This window comes from Nonomuraea sp. bgisy101, from assembly GCF_057708945.1.
Window position 1 is genome coordinate 85188 of the sequence record NZ_JBYITD010000023.1, and the last position, 17583, is coordinate 102770.

14 protein-coding genes and 1 pseudogene are annotated in these 17583 nt (G+C 68.7%); 8 read left to right on the top strand and 7 right to left on the bottom strand.

Features of this window, described 5'->3' with window-relative positions:
- Positions 1–481 precede the first annotated feature (481 nt).
- Genes AC3EO4_RS36030 through AC3EO4_RS36040 form a run of 3 tightly spaced genes read left to right on the top strand, consistent with a single transcriptional unit; the run spans position 482 to position 2910 of the window.
- Positions 482–1339 carry an ABC transporter substrate-binding protein gene (locus AC3EO4_RS36030; protein ID WP_379573274.1) on the top strand — a complete coding sequence of 286 codons (858 nt, stop codon included), beginning with the start codon at positions 482–484 and terminating at the stop codon, positions 1337–1339.
- 3 nt (positions 1340–1342) lie between these two features.
- Positions 1343–2170 carry an amino acid ABC transporter permease gene (locus AC3EO4_RS36035; protein ID WP_431899896.1) on the top strand — a complete coding sequence of 276 codons (828 nt, stop codon included), beginning with the start codon at positions 1343–1345 and terminating at the stop codon, positions 2168–2170.
- Positions 2167–2910, top strand: a complete 744-nt coding sequence (locus AC3EO4_RS36040; RefSeq protein WP_379573272.1) for an amino acid ABC transporter ATP-binding protein — start codon at positions 2167–2169, stop codon at positions 2908–2910. The genes AC3EO4_RS36035 and AC3EO4_RS36040 overlap by 4 nt, the downstream gene beginning before the upstream one ends.
- A 214-nt stretch (positions 2911–3124) precedes the next feature.
- On the opposite strand, the gene AC3EO4_RS36045 is transcribed toward AC3EO4_RS36040, so the two are convergent.
- Entirely contained in the window at positions 3125–3457 is a 333-nt protein-coding gene (locus tag AC3EO4_RS36045; RefSeq protein WP_431899898.1) for a hypothetical protein, read from the bottom strand.
- Between the two features lie 360 nt (positions 3458–3817).
- Here AC3EO4_RS36045 and AC3EO4_RS36050 point away from each other — a divergent pair.
- Positions 3818–4530 (top strand): annotated as a pseudogene (locus AC3EO4_RS36050) (alpha/beta hydrolase); the annotation flags it as partial.
- Between the two features lie 97 nt (positions 4531–4627).
- Positions 4628–5212, top strand: a complete 585-nt coding sequence (locus AC3EO4_RS36055; RefSeq protein ID WP_379573270.1) for a mycothiol transferase — start codon at positions 4628–4630, stop codon at positions 5210–5212.
- A gap of 70 nt (positions 5213–5282) precedes the next feature.
- Here AC3EO4_RS36055 and AC3EO4_RS36060 read toward each other — a convergent pair whose 3' ends face one another.
- The gene (locus AC3EO4_RS36060) at positions 5283–6278 is read right to left on the bottom strand and encodes a DUF4386 domain-containing protein (protein WP_431899900.1); all 996 of its coding nucleotides are present in this window, start codon (positions 6276–6278) and stop codon (positions 5283–5285) included.
- Between AC3EO4_RS36060 and AC3EO4_RS36065 the strand changes: the two genes are divergently transcribed.
- On the top strand, positions 6175–9021 hold the full coding sequence (locus AC3EO4_RS36065) for an AfsR/SARP family transcriptional regulator (RefSeq protein ID WP_431899901.1): 2847 nt from the start codon (positions 6175–6177) through the stop codon (positions 9019–9021). The genes AC3EO4_RS36060 and AC3EO4_RS36065 overlap by 104 nt on opposite strands.
- Positions 9022–9182: 161 nt before the next feature.
- The gene (locus AC3EO4_RS36070; RefSeq protein WP_431899903.1) at positions 9183–10652 is read left to right on the top strand and encodes a serine/threonine-protein kinase; all 1470 of its coding nucleotides are present in this window, start codon (positions 9183–9185) and stop codon (positions 10650–10652) included.
- Positions 10653–10834: 182 nt separating this feature from the next.
- On the opposite strand, the gene AC3EO4_RS36075 is transcribed toward AC3EO4_RS36070, so the two are convergent.
- The 5 genes from AC3EO4_RS36075 to AC3EO4_RS36095 form a co-directional block, all read right to left on the bottom strand.
- Positions 10835–12211, bottom strand: a complete 1377-nt coding sequence (locus tag AC3EO4_RS36075; RefSeq protein ID WP_431899905.1) for a serine/threonine-protein kinase — start codon at positions 12209–12211, stop codon at positions 10835–10837.
- A 63-nt stretch (positions 12212–12274) separates the two neighbouring features.
- Entirely contained in the window at positions 12275–13114 is an 840-nt protein-coding gene (locus AC3EO4_RS36080) for an alpha/beta fold hydrolase (RefSeq protein ID WP_431899906.1), read from the bottom strand.
- Positions 13111–13704: a TetR/AcrR family transcriptional regulator gene (locus AC3EO4_RS36085; RefSeq protein WP_431900011.1), complete on the bottom strand. Its 594-nt coding sequence runs from the start codon at positions 13702–13704 to the stop codon at positions 13111–13113. Before AC3EO4_RS36085 ends, AC3EO4_RS36080 begins: the two co-directional genes overlap by 4 nt.
- Before the next feature lie 466 nt (positions 13705–14170).
- On the bottom strand, positions 14171–14683 hold the full coding sequence (locus AC3EO4_RS36090; protein ID WP_431899908.1) for a hypothetical protein: 513 nt from the start codon (positions 14681–14683) through the stop codon (positions 14171–14173).
- Positions 14684–14859: 176 nt separating this feature from the next.
- Complete coding sequence (locus AC3EO4_RS36095; protein WP_379573263.1) at positions 14860–15195, bottom strand: YidH family protein; 336 nt, start codon at positions 15193–15195, stop codon at positions 14860–14862.
- Between the two features lie 274 nt (positions 15196–15469).
- On the opposite strand from AC3EO4_RS36095, the gene AC3EO4_RS36100 reads away from it, so the two are divergent.
- The gene (locus tag AC3EO4_RS36100) at positions 15470–17272 is read left to right on the top strand and encodes an alkyl/aryl-sulfatase (RefSeq protein ID WP_379573262.1); all 1803 of its coding nucleotides are present in this window, start codon (positions 15470–15472) and stop codon (positions 17270–17272) included.
- The last annotated feature ends 311 nt before the right edge of the window (positions 17273–17583 follow it).

Here is a 17583-nt window from a genome sequence, read left to right on the forward strand (position 1 = left end):
TCCCCCACGAGACGGCGGACCGGGTTCACCGGGTCTCAGCTCGCCGGACCGGTGCACCCGGCACGCGCATACGGCTTCCCAACCCGGACCACCGAGGCGCGGGCTCTTGCTCGCCGGTTCGGCCGGGGTGGTCGCTGCGGGTTCCCTACCTCTGGCGTCCGAGAGGGCAGCAGGACCGGCGCGTCGGAGGCGGCCCGCTGTGGGACGCGAACCGACCCGCAGGATCCGCACGTTGACCGCGGGACAGAGCAACTCGTGTTCGGCCCGGACGGTGAAACCCCCGCCGGCGTCGCCGATACCGTGCGCCTATGGTCAGCGCGTTGGCCTCCGCCCGCAGACGGCTGGCCTCAAGGTGCTCTACGCTGTCCAACGCGGCCATAGCAGGATCTGGACGAGGTTCTGCTGACGGATCGTCACACGGGGCGAATTAAGCTACACAAAATGCAAATATTCATGACATACCCCTTTGAGGAGGCCTGACATGGCCCTCTGGTCCATGAGCCGCCGCAGAAACGCCATCAGCGCGCTCGCCTTGACCGCCGTCCTGGGACTGTCCGCCTGCGGCGGCTCAGGAGACGGCACCACCACCGCGACCGCCAGCCCTGGCGGCGCGGGCGCGTCCGGTGCTCAGCTCGTCAACCCGGGCAAGCTCACGACGTGCACGAACATCCCTTACGAGCCGTTCCAGTTCAAGGACGCGAGCGGCAAGGTCGTCGGCTTCGACGTCGACATCGTCGATCTGGCGGCCAAGAAGCTGGGGGTGACGCAGGATATCGTCGACATCGACTTCGCCGTGATCAAGAGCGGCGCCGCCATGGCCGCCAAGAAGTGCGACGTGGCCGCCGCCGGTATGACGATCACCGATGAGCGCAAGCAGAACATCGACTTCTCCGTGCCGTACTTCGACGCCACGCAGGCGCTGCTGGCCAAGAAGGGCACCGGCGCCAAGTCCCTCGAGGACGTCAAGGCCAAGGGTCTCAAGCTGGGCGCTCAGGCCAGCACCACCGGCCTCGACTACGTCAAGAAGAACGGGTTCGACCCGACCGAGTACGCCGACTCGCCCAAGGAACTGCTGGCTTTGCAGGCGGGGCAGGCCGACGTGATCGTCCAGGACCTGCCCGTGGTCCTCACCTGGCTGAAGAAGCCGGAGATCGCCGCCAAGTTCGAGCTAATAGCCAGCCTCGACACCGGCGAGCAGTACGGCATCGGCCTCAAGAAGGGCGCCGACCCGGTCCTGCTCAAGACGATCAACGACACGATCACCCAGGCCAAGGCCGACGGCACCTACGAGCAGATCTTCGTGAAGTGGTTCGGCAAGAAGCCCGGCGAGCTGGGCTAGTACATGTCGGATCAGCCTGTTGCGGCTGCGCCGGGCCGTGCCCGGCTCAGCCCTCGCAAGAAACAGAAGATCATTCGCGGCAGCCAGTACGTCGTGCTCGGTGTCGCCCTTGTCGCGCTGGTCCTGTATGTGGACTGGGCGAGTCTTGCCCAGAACTTCGCCAAGGGCGACGTGGCCGACAAGGCGCTGCCTGAGCTGTTCACGATCGCGCTGCGGAACACGCTCATCTACACGATCGGCGGCTTCGTCCTCGCCTTCGTGCTTGGGCTGATCTTCGCCCTCATGCGAATCTCACCGGTGCGTCCTTACCGGTGGATCGCGACGATCTACATCGAGATCTTCCGTGGCCTGCCGGCTCTCCTGATCTTCCTGTTGATCACCTTCCTGCCCCTGGCGCTGCCCGGCTTCGAGGTGCCTGGCGGCACCTACGGCCAGGGCATCCTGGGGCTCGGCCTCGTCGGCGCGGCCTACCAGGCCGAGGTCTTCCGTGCCGGGCTGCAGGCCGTGCCGAAGGGACAGACCGAGGCGGCCAGGTCGCTGGGCATGTCGGCGGCCAGGGCGCAGTTCACCGTGGTGATCCCCCAGGCGATCAGGATCGTGATCCCGCCTACCACTAACCAGTTCGTCAGCCTGCTCAAGGACTCCTCGCTGGTGCTCTTCCTCGGAGTCTCAGGGCAGTACGTGGAGCTGGCCAAGTTCGGCAACGATCTGGCTTCCCAGTACGCCAACGCCACGCCCATCATGGTCTCGGGACTGACGTACCTGATCGTCACCGTCCCGCTCGGCTATCTCGCAGCCCGGCTGGAGAAGCGCAAGGGGAGTGGTCGATGACGCCCGCCATCGAGATCAAGGGGCTGCACAAGTACTTCGGCGCGAACGAGGTGCTCAAAGGCATCGACGTCACGATCGAAGCGGGCCAGGTCGTCTGCATCGTCGGCCCCTCGGGCTCGGGCAAGTCCACGTTGCTGCGCTGCGTGAACCTGCTGGAGCAGCCGACCAAGGGCACCGTGCACGTCGAGGGAATCGAGATCACCGATCCCGACGCGGACATCGACGCGGTCAGGCGCCGCATCGGGATGGTGTTCCAGCAGTTCAACCTGTTTCCCCACATGACAGCGCTGCAGAACGTCATGATCTCGCAGCGTCGGGTCCTGAAGCGGAGCAGCAAAGAGGCCGAGGTCATCGCCAGGGACAACCTGAACAAGGTCGGCGTCTCAGAAAAGTGCGACGCCTACCCCGCCCAGCTCTCCGGCGGTCAGCAGCAGCGGGTGGCCATCGCCAGGGCGCTGGCCATGAACCCCGACCTGATGCTGTTCGACGAGCCCACCTCTGCGCTCGACCCCGAGCTGGTCGGCGACGTGCTCGCCGTCATGCGCAAGCTGGCGGAGGAGGGCATGACCATGCTCGTGGTCACGCACGAGATGGGCTTCGCTCGCGAGGTGGCCGACCGCGTGGTGTTCATGGACGGCGGTGTCATCGTCGAGGACGGCCCGCCCGCCCAGGTGATCGGCGACCCCAGGCACGAGCGCACCCGCTCGTTCCTCAAGCGCGTCCTGCATCCGGAAGGCTGAGCACGGAGAGCGCGTCTCTCATGGCCGGCTGCCGGCCCCTTACCCGCTCCCAACCTCTGTCGCCTACGTCAACACCCAGCTCGTCCCAGCCGTTCTGCTCGATCCGCACGGGTCGACCGGAGGTCAGGTGCCCGGCGACCGCCTGACCCGGCTGGCGAGCAGCGTCACGGTAATGATCACAGGCCTGCCGCCGCTGTGCCGAGAGGATCACTCTTCATGGGGCGAAGCATCGGGTCGCGATCACGACGACCGCGCTGAGCGCCAACAGGGCAGAAGAGATCTTCAGTAGCGTCGTCTTGACGAGCCGGCGTCGAGCAGAAACCTCCGCAGGCGACTCGAGTCGCAAGGCAGATCCGTATCGGCCGGTGAACAAGAGCGCTGCGATCGCGAACACAAGACTGATAATGCTCAGCGGAATCGCGACAAAGGCGATCGTTCGCCAAACCAGAGACAGGTGGAGCTGGGCGCCGAGACTTTTCACGCAGATCATCATGGCGACCGCGACGATAGCGATGGCCAGCAGATTCTGCGCAGCGGCCCGAAGCATCCAGCCTCCCATGTTCCAGATACGCCATGCCGACGTCGTACACGAAAGATCGCGGACGTCATCCCAGACAACGCCGCGGTCACCGGTGTCGACGGCTGTCCCGGGAGTCCCCGGGGAGGTTCCGCGTCCCGTGGTCCTCCTACTGAAGCGTGCGCCCATGTCTCCCCCTGCACATGACGCCTGGCCGGACGAGGGCGGCCGGCGATACTCGCCGATTCTCCGCGCATGGCGCCAAGTGATCATGTTCGCGCATGAGCCTTGCGTACATCTTGTCGTCCGCATGTGGCTCGAAGTCTCCGAGCGGTGGAGCGGGGTCATGGTCCGTCACCGGGCCGCCCGGCGGACGTGATCATCAAGGACCTCTACATCCACAGCGCCGGGTGGGCCTTCGGCAGCGCCCACACCCACGACCGCCTCGTGCGCGAACTGGCCGGCAGGACCGGCGCCGCCGTGGTCCTCTCCGAGTACGATCGCGCGCCCGAGGCGAAGTACCCGACCGCGATCGAGCAGGACTACGCCGTCGCCAGTAGGTGACGCGCCACGGCTCCGGCAAGGGCCTGGACGCCTCCCGCATGGTGGTGGCGGACGACTCCGTCGGCGGCAACATGGCGGCCATCCTGGCGATCATGGCGCAAGAGCGGGGCGACGTCGCGGTCAAGGACCAGATCCTGTTCTACCCGGTCACCGACGCCGACTTCGACACCGGCTCCTACCACCAGTTCGCGCTCGGCTACTTCCTCAACCGCGACGGCATGAAGTGGTTCTGGGACCAGTACATGACCGATCCCGCCCAGCGTGCCGAGGTGTACGCCTCACCGCTGCGCGCGAGCCTGGACCAGCTGAGCGGGCTGCCGCCCGCCATGATCCTGAACGGCGAGGCCGACGTGCTGCCCGACGAGGGCGAGGCCTACGCCAACAAGCTGCGCGAGGCGGGCGTGGAGGTCACCGCGGTCCGATTCCAGGGCATGGTCCACGACTTCGTCATGGTCGACCAGCTCCGTGACACCCACGCCAACAAGGCGGCGCTGGAGCTCTCCACCGCGTTCATCCGCCGGTTGCTGGGCACCGGCTGAGCCAGGCGCGTGGAGCTCGAAGCACCCGGCATGACGCCGCACCGGCTTCGATGGCTTCCGGACACAGAACGTCCGGATTGGCCTCTACGGTGGCGCCATGACCAACAGCGACTACTGGTGGGAACCACCCGCCGCCGGCACCGAGGCCGAGCACCTCCTCGGTGCGCTCGGGCGCCTGCGCACGACCTTCCGATGGAAGACCGACAACCTCGACGCGGCCGGGCTGCGGACTCGCATCGGCGCCTCCTCGCTGACGCTGGGTGGACTGCTCAAACACCTGGCATGCGTCGAAGAGCAGATATTCAGCACCAAACTCAGCGGCGCGCCGCTCGGCCCGCCATGGAACACCGCAGACTGGGCCGCCGACCCCGACTGGGACTTCAACTCGGCCGCCGACGACACCCCCGAAGACCTCTACGCGCTCTGGGACGCCACCGTCGAACGGTCGCAGGCGAGGCTCGAAACGGCCCTGGCCGCCGGCGGACTCGACCAGCTCGTCCACCTCGCCTTCCCCGACGGGCGCCATGTCAGCCTGCGCCGGCTGATCTGCGACCTGATCGAGGAGTACGGGCGGCACACCGGGCATGCCGACCTGCTCCGCGAGGCCGTGGACGGGCTGGTCGGCGAGGACCCACCGGCTGGATGGCACGCGAAGTCACACGGACCACACCCGCGCGGCTGACCTGCATCCGGCAGAAGCCCGCAGACCGCCGGCCGGCTCCCCACTACTTCCCCAGCGGACGACCAGCAGCTCAAACCCGCACAGTCGCAGGCTTGATTCCTTTCACCAGCAGCCACAGTGCCAGGACCATTTCGTTCACGGCCAAGGGCAGGATCAGCAGAGTGTTGACCGCCGAGGAGGTGGTGAGCAGGCCGAACATGACCAGAAGACCGCCCGCCAGGTAGGGCGGCACAGCGGCGAGAGCCCAGCCTGAGATCAGCCGGGGAACGACCCGGGAACGGTACAGCAGATAGTTCAGGAGGAGGACGCTCAGGCAGAAGAAGACGACGCTGGCGGAATATCCCCACGTGTCGTACGTCTGAGCCAACTCTCGCACGTAGTCGAACCGTTCGGGGTCGTTCGGCGCACCTTGCGGCTGCGGTGAGGCCATCGAGAGCAGCAGGAGCGGGCCGATCGCGGCAGGAAGCACCAGAACGGCTTCGATACCCCTGGCGACGACGTAGCCGAGAGCGAGCGCCTCGTTGTGTTCCTTGAGAACGGGATAGAGGATCGGGGGGATCATGGCGATCGCGGCGGCCATGACCAGCACCATGAGGGCGCCCGCCGCTACCTGGTGATGGATCTTGGCGAACTCGTGTGGTGCGGAGATGTGGTCCGATGGTCCCAAGAGGGCCACGCTGAGTACTCCCGCGGCCGTCGCGATGACGAACAGCGTGCCGACGACTCGTGCCGTTGTGCGCGTTTGCATACTTCTGCTACTCCCTCGTCCCAGCCACCGGCCCGGTGGTCTGCGTTGCCACGTGGCTTCGGGGCCAACGATGCCCTTGCGTGGTGGGCAGACGGTTGGCCGCCGGTGTGCGCGCGGTGGGGATGCCGTCGGCGTCCGGGACAATCGGCTGTGAGCGGCATGTCGTCGGCCTGCGGCCGGGTCAGTCAGGGTTGAGATGTCCGGGAGTCCCGTGGTGCGGATCCATCTGTTCGGCGGCGTCGGTGCCGTCACCGATGACGGCCGGCCGGTCGACATCGGTTCGGGTCGTTCCCAGGCGGTGCTGGCCGCCCTCGCCATGACGCCCGGCACTCCCGTACCGGTCTCGCGGCTGGTCGAGCTCGTGTGGGGCGACGCACCGCCCAGGACGGCCGAGAAGACGCTGCAGTGGCACATCTCCCGACTGCGCAAGGGGCTGGGTCCCGCCGTGATCGTCAGGGCGGGCGCGGCCTACCGCCTCGACGTCCGGGCCGATGCGGTCGACATCGCGCGTTTTCAGCGGTACCTCCGCGAGGGCGACGTCAGCGCGGCCCTCGCCGAGTGGACGGCGCCTCCCCTGGCCGGGGTGGATGCCCCCGGCCTCGCAGCGACATTGGACGGGCTGACCGAACAGTGGCTGAGCGCCGTCGAGGTCGATCTGGAGTGCCGGATCGAATCTGATCCGCAGGCGGCCGTCGGGCCGTTGACCGAGCTCGCGCGGCGCCATCCCTTCCGCGAAGGGCTCTGGGCGCTGCTCATGACCGCGCTTTACCGGGTGGGCCGTCAGGGCGACGCGCTCGAGGCGTTCAGGCAAGCCCGGCACAACCTCGTCGAGCAGCTCGGCGTCGAACCCGGACCGCGGCTGCGGGCGCTCGAGTCGCAGATCCTCGGTCACGACGATCGGCTCGGTGAACGCCGCGAGGCGGCGCAAGGACCAGCCCGTCCTCCGTCGGGGACGGAGAACGTCGCATCGATCGACGATTCGACGGTGGGCAACCTTCCCCATCGGTCGGGCCGGCTCATCGGCCGGGATGAGGATCTGCGGGTCATCGACGACATGGTGGCCGCATCGCCCCTGGTGACTCTTGTCGGGCCGGGCGGAATGGGCAAGACCCGGCTCGCACTCGCGGCGGCCCGCATCGCGGCAGGCAACCGCGGCTGGGGCGGATGGCTGATCGAGCTGGCGACGATCAGATCGTCAAGCGAGGTGCCCCGCGCCGTGGCCGACGCGCTGGGTGTCACACAGCGCGCGGGACAGAGTCTGACGCAGTCGGTCATGACTGTCCTGAGGTCGCGTCCGGCGGTATTGCTCATCGACAACTGCGAACACGTCATCGAGGGCGCCGCCGAGCTGGCCCACGCCATCGTCACGGGCACCCAGGCCCGCGTGCTCGCCACGTCCCGTGAGCGGCTCGGCGTCGACGACGAGCTGGTCCTCGTCGTCGGGCCGCTGGATCGCCCCGCCGGCGCCGAGCTGTTCCACGCCAGGGCGCTGGCCGCGGATCGGACCTACGACAGACGCCTGTATCGGGACGAGGTCGACGACATCTGTCGCCGGCTGGATGGGATACCGCTTGCCATCGAGCTGGCGGCCGCACGCGCGAGAAGCCACAGGCCGGCCGACCTGGTCGCCCGGCTCGACGATCGTCTCCGGGTGACCGGCGAACGCCGGACCGGTGTCCCGCGCCATCGCACCCTACGGGCGGCCATGCGATGGTCCTACGACCTGCTGGCACCGGCCGAACAGGCCCTGTTCCAACGCTTGTCCGTCTTCAACGGCTCGTTCGACCTCGGCGCGGCGGAAGCCGTCACCGATGAGGCCTCGACGCTGCTGGACGTCGACGGCATCCTGGGCGTGCTGGTGGAACGGTCGATGGTCGACGTCGAGTCAGGCCCGTTCGGCCGGCGGTTCCGCTTGCTCGAGACCATGCGACAGTTCGCCGCGGAGCAGCTGCGGGATCACGGGCAGACCGACCCGGTCGCCGAGCGTCACGCGAGGTGGTGCCTCCGCCAGGTCGGCGTCATCGGCGGCCTCCTCAGAGGACCCCGCGAGATCGAGGGCGTCGTCAGGCTCGCCGAACTGTGGCCGAATCTGCGTGCGAGTGTCGCCTGGGCCTGTCGAACCGGACAACCGCGACTGGCCGATGCGCTGGTCCGGCCGGTCGTGACCGAGATCACTCTGCGAGGGCTGCAGGAGATCGGCGACTGGGCCGAGCGCCTGCTCGCCGTGACATCGCAGGGCGATGAGGACCTGGTCGCGTTCTGGCTCGTCTGGGTCGCCGAGCGGTACACCCAGAGCGGCAACCCCGACGGCTATGACGACGTCGTGAGCCGCTGCGGCGAACCCGACCTGCCCTTGAGCCGGTACGCCCGAGCGTACGTGTCCGGCGACGGCGAGGCTCTGCGACGGTGCCTGCCGACAGCCACATCCGAGCTGCGCGACCAGGGCGAGGAATACCTCGCCGTGTTCCTGGAGATGACATCGGCCGGGACGCTCCTGGGTATCGGGCGCTTCGACGAGGTCGACGCGTCCGTCTCGGCGCTGGCCGACTTCTACCGGGCCCAGGGACCGCCGACGCTGCTGCACTGGGCGTTGCAGACCCTCGGGTACTCCGCCTCGTTCCAAGGTCGCCGCGACCAAGCCGAGCGGTACTTCGACGACGCGGCCGACGTCGACCTCCCTGAGGGCGCGCTCTCGGCCAACAAGGCCATCGAGGCCCGGACGGCGTTCCGGCGAGGGCACCGGGCGCAGGCCTTCCGACTGCTCCGTTCCTACATCGATGAGCTCATCGAGACTGGCAACGTGATCGCCGCCGGCGTGGTCTCCATCGAGTTCATCACCATGATGGCGGCGATCGACCGTCTCCCCGAGGCGGCGTACATGATCGAGTATCTGGAGGGGATCAACGACTTCGGCGCACTGGCCACCCGCACCCTGGTCGCGGAGGCCGTGCACAAGGTGGCCGCCCGGTCCGATACGGCCCGGGCAGGGGCCTCAGGGAACCGTCTCGACGACCGTCAAGCCCTTGCCTACATGCGCGACGTTCTCGGACGTCTCGCCTGAGGTTCGGTGGCTCGACGCCGACTCCCGTTCGTAGCCGCTCGTGCGGGTTCTCATCCGTGTCACGGCCGCCTCACGCTTGCCCGCTACGCCCAGATAGCGGCTGATGCGCCCACTAGGGTGAGGCGGGATACGTGTGGCGTAAGGGGAGATTGAGAACGGGCATGACAACGCAACAGCCGGTGCTCGTCGCCGGGCGGTACGAGCTGATCGACCAGATCGGCCGCGGTGGCATGGCCGAGGTGTGGCGTGGCCACGATCGCAAGCGAAACCTGTCCGTCGCCGTGAAGATCCTCGACCCGCTGGCCGGAGGCATCACCGCCGCCGAGCGATTCGCCCGCGAGGCTCGCGCCGCCGCACAGGTCATCCACCCCAACGTGGTGAACGTCCTGGACGTCGGAGCCGACGAGTACCGCCGGTTCCTGGTCATGCAGTTGCTCACCGGCCGCAGCTTGGCCGCCGAGCTTGTTCGGCGCGGCCGATTCGACGTCGCGGAGGCCTGTCACCTCCTCGCCCAGGCGGCAGCCGGGCTCCATGCCGCTCACGAGGTGGGCGTGGTGCACCGGGACATCAAACCGGCCAACCTGCACCTGACCGCCGACGGCATCATCAAGGTGGTCGACTTCGGCCTGGCGCACATCGCCGCCGAGGCGGCCCGGCTCACCACGGTCGGCACCATCATCGGTACCCCCGCTTACCTGGCTCCCGAGCAGATCGACGGCTCGGGCGGGATGAACACCACCGACCTGTACGCCTTGGGCTGCGTGGCCTATGAGCTGCTGTGCGGGCAGCCGCCTTTCAGCGGGTCCCCCGCTGAGCTGGTCTACCAGCACATCCACAGGTCACCCGTGCAACCGGGCGCCCACCGCCCTGGTCTCCCCGCGGAGCTGGAGCGGCTCATCCTGGCCATGCTCGCCAAGGACCCCGCCGCCCGGCCCGCCAGCGCCGACCAGGTCCGGCAGATCCTTCTCTCCGTCGTCCACACCGCCCAGGCAGGCGGCCGCCATGCCGGATCGCCGGCTCAGGCAGCACCTGTGCCGCCACCAGCTGGGATGACGCGGGTCGCGGACACCGCCGTCCTCTTCACGCCACTTCCACGGCCCGGCTCCACCAGGACGTCGCCGGCGAGCAGCCAACGCCTGCTGATCCAGCTCGCCGCCGCCCTGGCCGCCATCGCGCTCGTCACCTTCGGCGCCGTCGCTCTGTTCTCCGGCTCGGGACAGCAGGCCGCGCCGCCCTCCTCCTCCTTGCCGGTGGCCGTCACGGCAGAACCACGGCAGCCGACCTCGGCCGCCGCGCCGACCAAGCCGATGCCACGGCCGACCCGCAGACCGAGCGCGGCGCCCACTCCTCCACCGCAAGGCCCCCGAACCTGGCTGGCCGCCTTCGACCGCGCCATCACCGCTCAACAAGCCAGCGGCGGCATCGACGCGAAACTGGCCGACAAGGCACACAGGAAGATCCGGGACGCGGCCAGGAAGCTCGCCCAGGGCAAGGCGGGCGAGGCACGCGAGAAGATCCAGGAACTGGGCCGCGACCTGGCCAAGGCACAACGCCAGGGCAAACTCACCGACGGCCCGCTCACCGCCTTCCTCGACCGCTCAGGCCTGGGCGGAGTGAAAGACGGCGGCTGAGCGCTGTCTCCTGGATCAGGCGCGGAGCCAGATCGCCAGGGCGGCCAGCGTGATGGCGCCGAGGAAGAGGTAGGCGCGTTCGTCGCATGGAGCGGCCGCTACCCGAAAGGCGACACGCACAGGCGGCGGGGTAGGTGCACGCGAGTCCACAGCCTGTTCCTCCGCGCGCAGCGGAGGGCGGTCTAGCTTCGGCGAAGGCACCAGCGGCCGGTGGACGGGAGTACGGCCATGAGCATGGCGGCAGCCGCCACCACGGCCGTCAGCGGGGCGACGACGAAGACGACCATGGAGGCGGGCGTGTCCATGGACAGCCTCCCGCCTGTCAGAAGGTACTGCGCGCTGGCGCTCATACCGTGCACGGCCACCACGCCGCCGGTCGCCGCGATCATCCAGCGCCCTGCCGTCCTCTGCCGGAACAGCAACAGCGCGCCCTTGGCGAGCACGTACCCCTCCACCACGCTCACCGCGAGATTCGCCAGCAACAACGTGACCGGCGCATCGCCGGGGAAGCGCAGGAGCAACTCGGCGACCTGAAGGATCATGACCAGAAGCCCTAGAAGGCACAGCAGCGCCAGCGCTATCGCGGCGGTCGCGGTGCCGCCACCGTGCTTGATCCCCATGGTCGGACGGCCCGCCGTCTGGGGCGCGGGCGGGAGCGTGTCCCCACTGCGCCGTTCGGGGTGGATCTGCCGTGGCGCTGCGGGCCCGCCGCTGGAGGAGGGGCGAGGGTCCGGGCCGCGCAGGCGTTCGGCGACGGTGGCCGCGTCCTTGGGCCGGTCATCGGGCCGTTTGGCCAGCAAGTCCAGCACCAGGCTGCTCAACCGGTCGTCGATGTCGGGCCGCACGGAGTGCGGGGGTGCCGGGATCTGGTTCAGGTGCTGGTAGAGGACGGCGCCGACGCCCGAGCCTGTGTCCACCCATGTGGTCCCGGTCAGCATCTGGTACAGCACGCAGCCGAAGGCGTACAGGTCGGTGCGCTCGTCGACGGTACGGCCCTCGATCTGCTCGGGCGCCATGTAGAGCGGAGTCCCCGCGGACGACCCGGTAGCGGTGATCTTGGTGGCGTCGGCCAGGCGGGAGATCCCGAAGTCACAGACCTTCACCCATCCGTCGTCGGTCAGGAAGAGGTTGGCCGGTTTGATGTCGCGGTGTACCACCCCGTGCCGGTGGGCCGCAGAGAGGGCATCGAGGATCTGCGCCGCCCAGTCCGTCACCTGCGCGAGGGGTAACCCGCCCGGCCGCTCGTGCAGTACCGAGGCCAGGTCACGCCCCCGCATCAGCTCCATCACCAGGAACAGCAGGTGAAGCCCCCCGTCGGTGTGTTCGTCGATGTCGAACACCGTGGTGATCCCCGGATGGTTCAACGCCGCGGCGATCTCGGCCTCCCGCCGGAAACGCGCGACCCCGGCCCCGTCGGCCGACGCGCTCAGCAGGAGGATCTTGACCGCGACCGGGCGGCGCAGGCGCTGGTCCATGCCCCGCCACACGTCGCCCATGCCGCCCTGTCCGAGAGGCGCCTCCAGCCGATATCGCCCGGCCAACTCCAGACCACTGCGCATCGGCTCTCCTCGGCTTGGAAGATGAGGCGTCCAGGTTAATGGCGGCCCGGCTCGGCGGCATCCTCAGGCGCTCAGCACCTTGCGGAGCACCTCGCCGAACTGGGCGGGGTGCGTGCTGAGTCCCGTGTGCCCGCCGGGGAAGTGGATGAGCTCCGTGCCGAACCGCTCGGTCAGGAAGGCGGCGGGACGGTAGGGCAGTTCGCCACGCGAGTCCGCTCCGCCGCCGAGTACGAGCCGGTCCGACAGAGCCTTCAGGCGATCCAGGTCCGGGGCGTAGGCCATGAAGCTCGGCACGATACGCCCGATGAAGTAGGGCATGTCAGCCATCGTCCGCTCAGCTCGCGCCGTCGCCTGTGGCGGTAGCTCCGTGGCCGCCTGGGCGTCGACGGGATCGTCGCCGGGCCGCCGGAGGCCGGCCGCGAACACGGCCACCGCGGGCATCAGTCCCTCCCGGCGGAAGGTGTCCTGTACTCGGGCGAGCATCGCGCGATGCTCGGCGGCGTCCGGCAGCACCTCCACCACCGGCGGCTCGTGCGCCACGACGCGTTCGATCCGCTCGGGGTGGGTGGCGAGCAGGTCCAGCGCGACGATCGCACCTGAACTGCTGCCGACCACGCGGGCGGGCGCGCTGGGAGACAGCAGCTCCAGCAGCCGGTACGCGTCGTCGGCGTGCTGCGCCACCCGCTGTTGGGCCTCCGGGTCGTCCAGCGGGCTGCGGGACAGGCCGCGCGGGTCGTAGGACACGACGGTGTATTCGGCGGCCAGGTCGTCGGCCACGCCGTCGAAGGACGCCGCGCCGCCCGCGCCGCCGGGGATCAGCAGCAGGAGCGGACCCCTTCCGCGCACCTCGTAGTGCAGGGTGGCACCGTCCACGCGCAGGCGGCCGATGGTCGGGCTGGTCATGTCGGATCTCCTTCATGGTGTGCGGGCCAGTGCTCCAGGAGGGTGTGCAGAGCATCGAGGCAGCGGACCCATGAGTCCTCCGCCGGGCGCGCGTGCGCGAACCCGCCCGCGGCCTCGAGGCCGATGAAGCCGTGGAGCATGCTCCGCATCAGCCGGACCGCGTCGGTCAGGTCAGGCTCGTCCAGTGCGTAGGCGCGCAGCATGCTGTACGTCAGCTCGATCGCGCGTCGTGGCCCGGGGGCCTGTGCCACGAGCTCGGGGTCGATCTCCATCGGGATCTGCGTCGCCGTGTACCGGCCCGGGTGTTCGTGGGCGTACGTCCGGTAGGCGTTCGCGAACGCCACCAGGGCGTCCTTTCCCGCCCGCCCGGCGGTCGCCTCCGCGATGCGGATGGTCTTCTCGTCCGCCGCCAGCAGGGCGATCCGCCCGCGCAGGTCCTGCAGGTTACGGACATGCGCATAAAGGCTGGCGTCTTTCACCCCGAGGCGCCGCGCCACTGCCGACATGGTCACGTGGTCAAGCCCGACCTCGTCCGCCAGCTCGGCACCGGCGAACGTCACCCGGTCCGCCGTCAACCCGGCCCGCGCCATGGGCACGCCACCCTTCTCCTAGAACACTTCGATCGAAACTAATGAGACTAGGCTAAAACTAAGGCTCCTAGGATAGCAAGGCGAGCCGCAGCAGCCGGGGCACGGGCGCCCGAGCCCTCGGCGCCGTCGTCGCAGCCTTGGATCAGGTGTGATCACGAGTTCGTTGTCATGCGGATCGGGGATGCGGATGAGCCCAGTCCGTGTGGGCATGGCGAGCAGCGGCCGAGGAGGAAGAGGGCGATGAAGCCGCGGGAAAACGCCGTCCCAGGTGCGGAGTTCGGCCTGGTCGGCATCGACCCGGACGCGGGTGGCGCACCAGATGCGCCCGGGGCCGGTCATGGACAAAGGCCCTCGCATCGGCGGATGCGAGGGCCTGCTGGTGTCCGGCAGAGCGGCATTCACTTCTTATGGCTGTTTCGCGTCAGACGCGCTCCCGGGTGCCACGAGTCGCCTTTGTGTCCTGCGCTCACTGACCCGCGGGGTTCCGGGGGTCCCCCGGCGGCAGCCGATCCACATGACCGTCCGGGCCAGGTGCGGGCGCGGGCGCAGGCGCGGGTGCCGGCACGGGCGCAGGCGCGGGCGCGGGCGCGGGCGCGGGTGCGGGTGCCGGGGCAGGTGCGGGCGCGGGCTTGGTCTCCGGCTTGGTCTCCGGCTTGTGCTCCGGCTTGGTCTCCGGCTTGTGCTCCGGGTAATAGTGGTGGTGGTGAACCTCCCGGCCACCCGGGACGACGATGATCGTGTGCCTGTCGCCCCTGCGCTTCTTCTTCCAGCTCTTCTTCCACTGCCTCAGGAAGCATTTGTTCTTGCGGCACTGGCTGGTGTCGACCGACGCCTGAACAGGGGTGGTAGCGGACTGCGCCACGGCGCTGGTGGTCGGGTTGGTGCCGGCGCCGGCCGGCTGCGCCGACATCAGCAACGGGGCGACGAGCGCCGAGGCCGCGATGACGCCGGTGGTGACGGCCTTCTTGAATGCCTGCATGATAGAAAACTCCCGTTATGTGCGGTTTCGGGTCTTTCAGGAGTATTTCTATGTGAACCTCCTTGCATGTCGCTTTCGCGGAGGTTTATTGATGAAGCAATGGCTTTCGTTAGCGGCCTGCAAGCGCAGGGCCGCGCCCTCCCTCATGCCCGCAGGCGTTCGTTCCATCCTCGGTGTCAGATGAGGACCACGACGGCGATCAGAGCCAGGACGGTGACCACGGTCGCGGCCGTGATCGCGCCGAACCGCGTCGGGGCGAAGAGCCCGGAGTCCAACTGCCGCCCGACGGAGCGGTACCGCACCGTCCCATAGGCGCTCACCAGCAGGCCGGCGAAGATCAGGATGCCGCCCGAGACCACGGCGTGGATACCCCTGTGCGGTGCGAACTTCGCCACCGCGACGCCGAGCGCCGCCACGCTGATGCCGGTGCGCAACCACGCGAGGTACGTTCTCTCGTTGGCCAGGTGATCCCGAGCGCGAGTGCCGACATTCGGTGTGGCCTCGTCGTTCATGCGTCCTCCCGGTGCGTTCGGTGACCCGGAGCGGGTCGAGGAGGCGCGAGGGCGGGCGGGAGTTCCTCCACCTCCGGTGACAGCCAAGCCGCCGGCCGTTCGGAATGGGTGACGCCACGCTGAGGAGCGAAACCGCAGGCACGGCCCGGGCGTACCCCGGCCGGCCGCAGGTCGGCCATGTCCACGCACGACAGGACGCCACCCGCTTGGCCGACGGCCGACTCTTAGACCCTTTTGTACCCTGTTTATAACTTATGTCGGGAAGGCACCTTTTATGGCTGACCTTCCTTTTCATGACCGGACCGACTTCGACAACGCCGAGCGTGGGTTCGTCGCGCGGCTGAGCCCGGCTGTGGTCAAGACCGCCGACGGCCGGGTCGTCTGGGACAACGACTCCTACGACTTCCTCAACGGCGAGTGCCCCGAGGGCGCCCACCCGAGCCTGTGGCGCCAGGGCCAGCTGTGCGTCAAGCAGGGTCTGTTCGAGGTGACCGACGGCATCTACCAGGTTCGCGGCCTGGACCTGTCGAACATGACGATCGTGGAGGGCGAGTCCGGCGTCATCGTCATCGACCCGCTGATCTCCACCGAGTGCGCGGCCGCCGCACTGCGGCTCTACCGCGACAACCGAGGTGACCGGCCGGTCACCGGCGTCATCTACACCCACTCCCACGTCGACCACTTCGGTGGCGTGCGCGGCATCACCGACGGTGAGGGCATTCCCATCATCGCCCCCGCCGGGTTCATGGGACACGCGGTCTCCGAGAACGTCTACGCCGGCATCGCCATGACCCGACGCTCCGTCTACATGTACGGCCCGGCACTGCCCCGCTCAGCCGAAGGACAGATCGGATGCGGTCTGGGAATGACCAACTCGACCGGCACCCTCTCCCTCATCGCACCCACCGTCGACATCACCCGCACCGGTCAGGAGGAGACGGTCGACGGCGTACGCATCGTCTTCCAGCTCACCCCCGGCACCGAGGCGCCCTCGGAGATGAACTTCCTGTTCCCCGACCGGCGCGCGCTGTGCATGGCCGAGAACGCCACCCACAACCAGCACAACATCCTCACCCTGCGCGGTGCGGTGGTGCGCGACGCCCGTGTCTGGGCCCGCTATCTGACCGAGGCGATCGCGCTGTTCGCCGACAAGGCCGATGTCGCCTTCGCCTCCCACCACTGGCCCACCTGGGAGAAGGACAACATCGTCCGCTTCCTGTCAGAGCAGCGCGACCTGTACGCCTACCTGCACGACCAGACGTTGCGCCTGCTCAACCGCGGCCTGACCGGCATCGAGATCGCCGAGGGAATGCAGATGCCGCCCGCCTTGGAGCAGGCCTGGCACACGCACGGCTACTACGGGTCGGTCAGTCACAACGTCAAGGCCATCTACCAGCGCTACCTCGGCTGGTTCGACGGCAATCCCGCCCATCTGTGGGAGCACCCGCCGGTCGAGCAGGCCAGACGGTACGTCGAGTGCCTGGGCGGCACCGCGGCGGTCGTCGGGCTGGCCGATCGTTACAGGAAGGAGGGGGACCTACGCTTCGCCGCCACACTCCTCAACCACGCCGTCTTCGCCGACGAGCACGACACCGAGGCGCGCAAACTGCTCGCCGAGGTGTACACCGCTCTTGGCCACGGCGCGGAGAACGGCACCTGGCGCAACTTCTACCTGATGGGCGCTCTGGAGCTGAACGGTGACGTCGTGCCGGCCGGCGTCGACGTCACCTCACCCGACATGATCGCCGCCCTGACCCCTGAGCAGATCTTCGATTCGCTGGCCATCCGCGTCAACGGGCCTCAGGCGTGGAACGAGCGCTTCGCCATCGACTGGCACCTCACCGACTCCGGCGAGCGCTTCCGCACCAGCATGTCGAACGGGGCGCTCATCCAGCAGCCCGACCCGCCCGCCGCCGCTGTGGACCTCACCGTGCGGCTCACCAAGGCGCACCTGCTCGGCCTGCTCGCGGGAAAGGGCACCGACGGCCTCGACCACGACGGGGACATGGGCGTCCTGCGGCGCCTCGTCGCCGTCCTGGACGACCCGACGCCCGACTTCGCCATCGTCACTCCCTAGAAGCCGTCTTCGGGCAGAAAGTCCTCAGCCGTGCTTCCGCCGGGGATGCGCGTTCGAAGGCGGCCTCGCGACTCATCGTGCCGACCCGTTCCGCTCCCCCCGGGGATCTCGCGCCGCCGGGTGTCCGGCGGCTCCACCCTCGGCCGACGGTCTCGCCTGCCGCAGGCCGGCCTGCATCCAGTCACGCGCCGGGGTCGTCGACGCAGAAGATCCACCAACCGGTCCGGTGGGACGGGACTCGGGACGGCCTGGCGGATGGCGGCCGCCGAACCGCGCATCGCGGACGAGACGATCGCTTATGCGCTCGCGCG

Bases quoted from the DNA above. Each gene is read 5' to 3' on its own strand.
- AC3EO4_RS36030 (WP_379573274.1), top strand. From the start codon at position 482: ATGGCCCTCTGGTCCATGAGCCGCCGCAGAAACGCCATCAGCGCGCTC.
- AC3EO4_RS36035 (WP_431899896.1), top strand. From the start codon at position 1,343: ATGTCGGATCAGCCTGTTGCGGCTGCGCCGGGCCGTGCCCGGCTCAGC.
- AC3EO4_RS36040 (WP_379573272.1), top strand. From the start codon at position 2,167: ATGACGCCCGCCATCGAGATCAAGGGGCTGCACAAGTACTTCGGCGCG.
- AC3EO4_RS36045 (WP_431899898.1), bottom strand. From the start codon at position 3,457: ATGCTTCGGGCCGCTGCGCAGAATCTGCTGGCCATCGCTATCGTCGCG.
- AC3EO4_RS36055 (WP_379573270.1), top strand. From the start codon at position 4,628: ATGACCAACAGCGACTACTGGTGGGAACCACCCGCCGCCGGCACCGAG.
- AC3EO4_RS36060 (WP_431899900.1), bottom strand. From the start codon at position 6,278: ATGGCGAGGGCGGCCAGCACCGCCTGGGAACGACCCGAACCGATGTCG.
- AC3EO4_RS36070 (WP_431899903.1), top strand. From the start codon at position 9,183: ATGACAACGCAACAGCCGGTGCTCGTCGCCGGGCGGTACGAGCTGATC.
- AC3EO4_RS36075 (WP_431899905.1), bottom strand. From the start codon at position 12,211: ATGCGCAGTGGTCTGGAGTTGGCCGGGCGATATCGGCTGGAGGCGCCT.
- AC3EO4_RS36080 (WP_431899906.1), bottom strand. From the start codon at position 13,114: ATGACCAGCCCGACCATCGGCCGCCTGCGCGTGGACGGTGCCACCCTG.
- AC3EO4_RS36085 (WP_431900011.1), bottom strand. From the start codon at position 13,704: ATGGCGCGGGCCGGGTTGACGGCGGACCGGGTGACGTTCGCCGGTGCC.
- AC3EO4_RS36090 (WP_431899908.1), bottom strand. From the start codon at position 14,683: ATGCAGGCATTCAAGAAGGCCGTCACCACCGGCGTCATCGCGGCCTCG.
- AC3EO4_RS36095 (WP_379573263.1), bottom strand. From the start codon at position 15,195: ATGAACGACGAGGCCACACCGAATGTCGGCACTCGCGCTCGGGATCAC.
- AC3EO4_RS36100 (WP_379573262.1), top strand. From the start codon at position 15,470: ATGGCTGACCTTCCTTTTCATGACCGGACCGACTTCGACAACGCCGAG.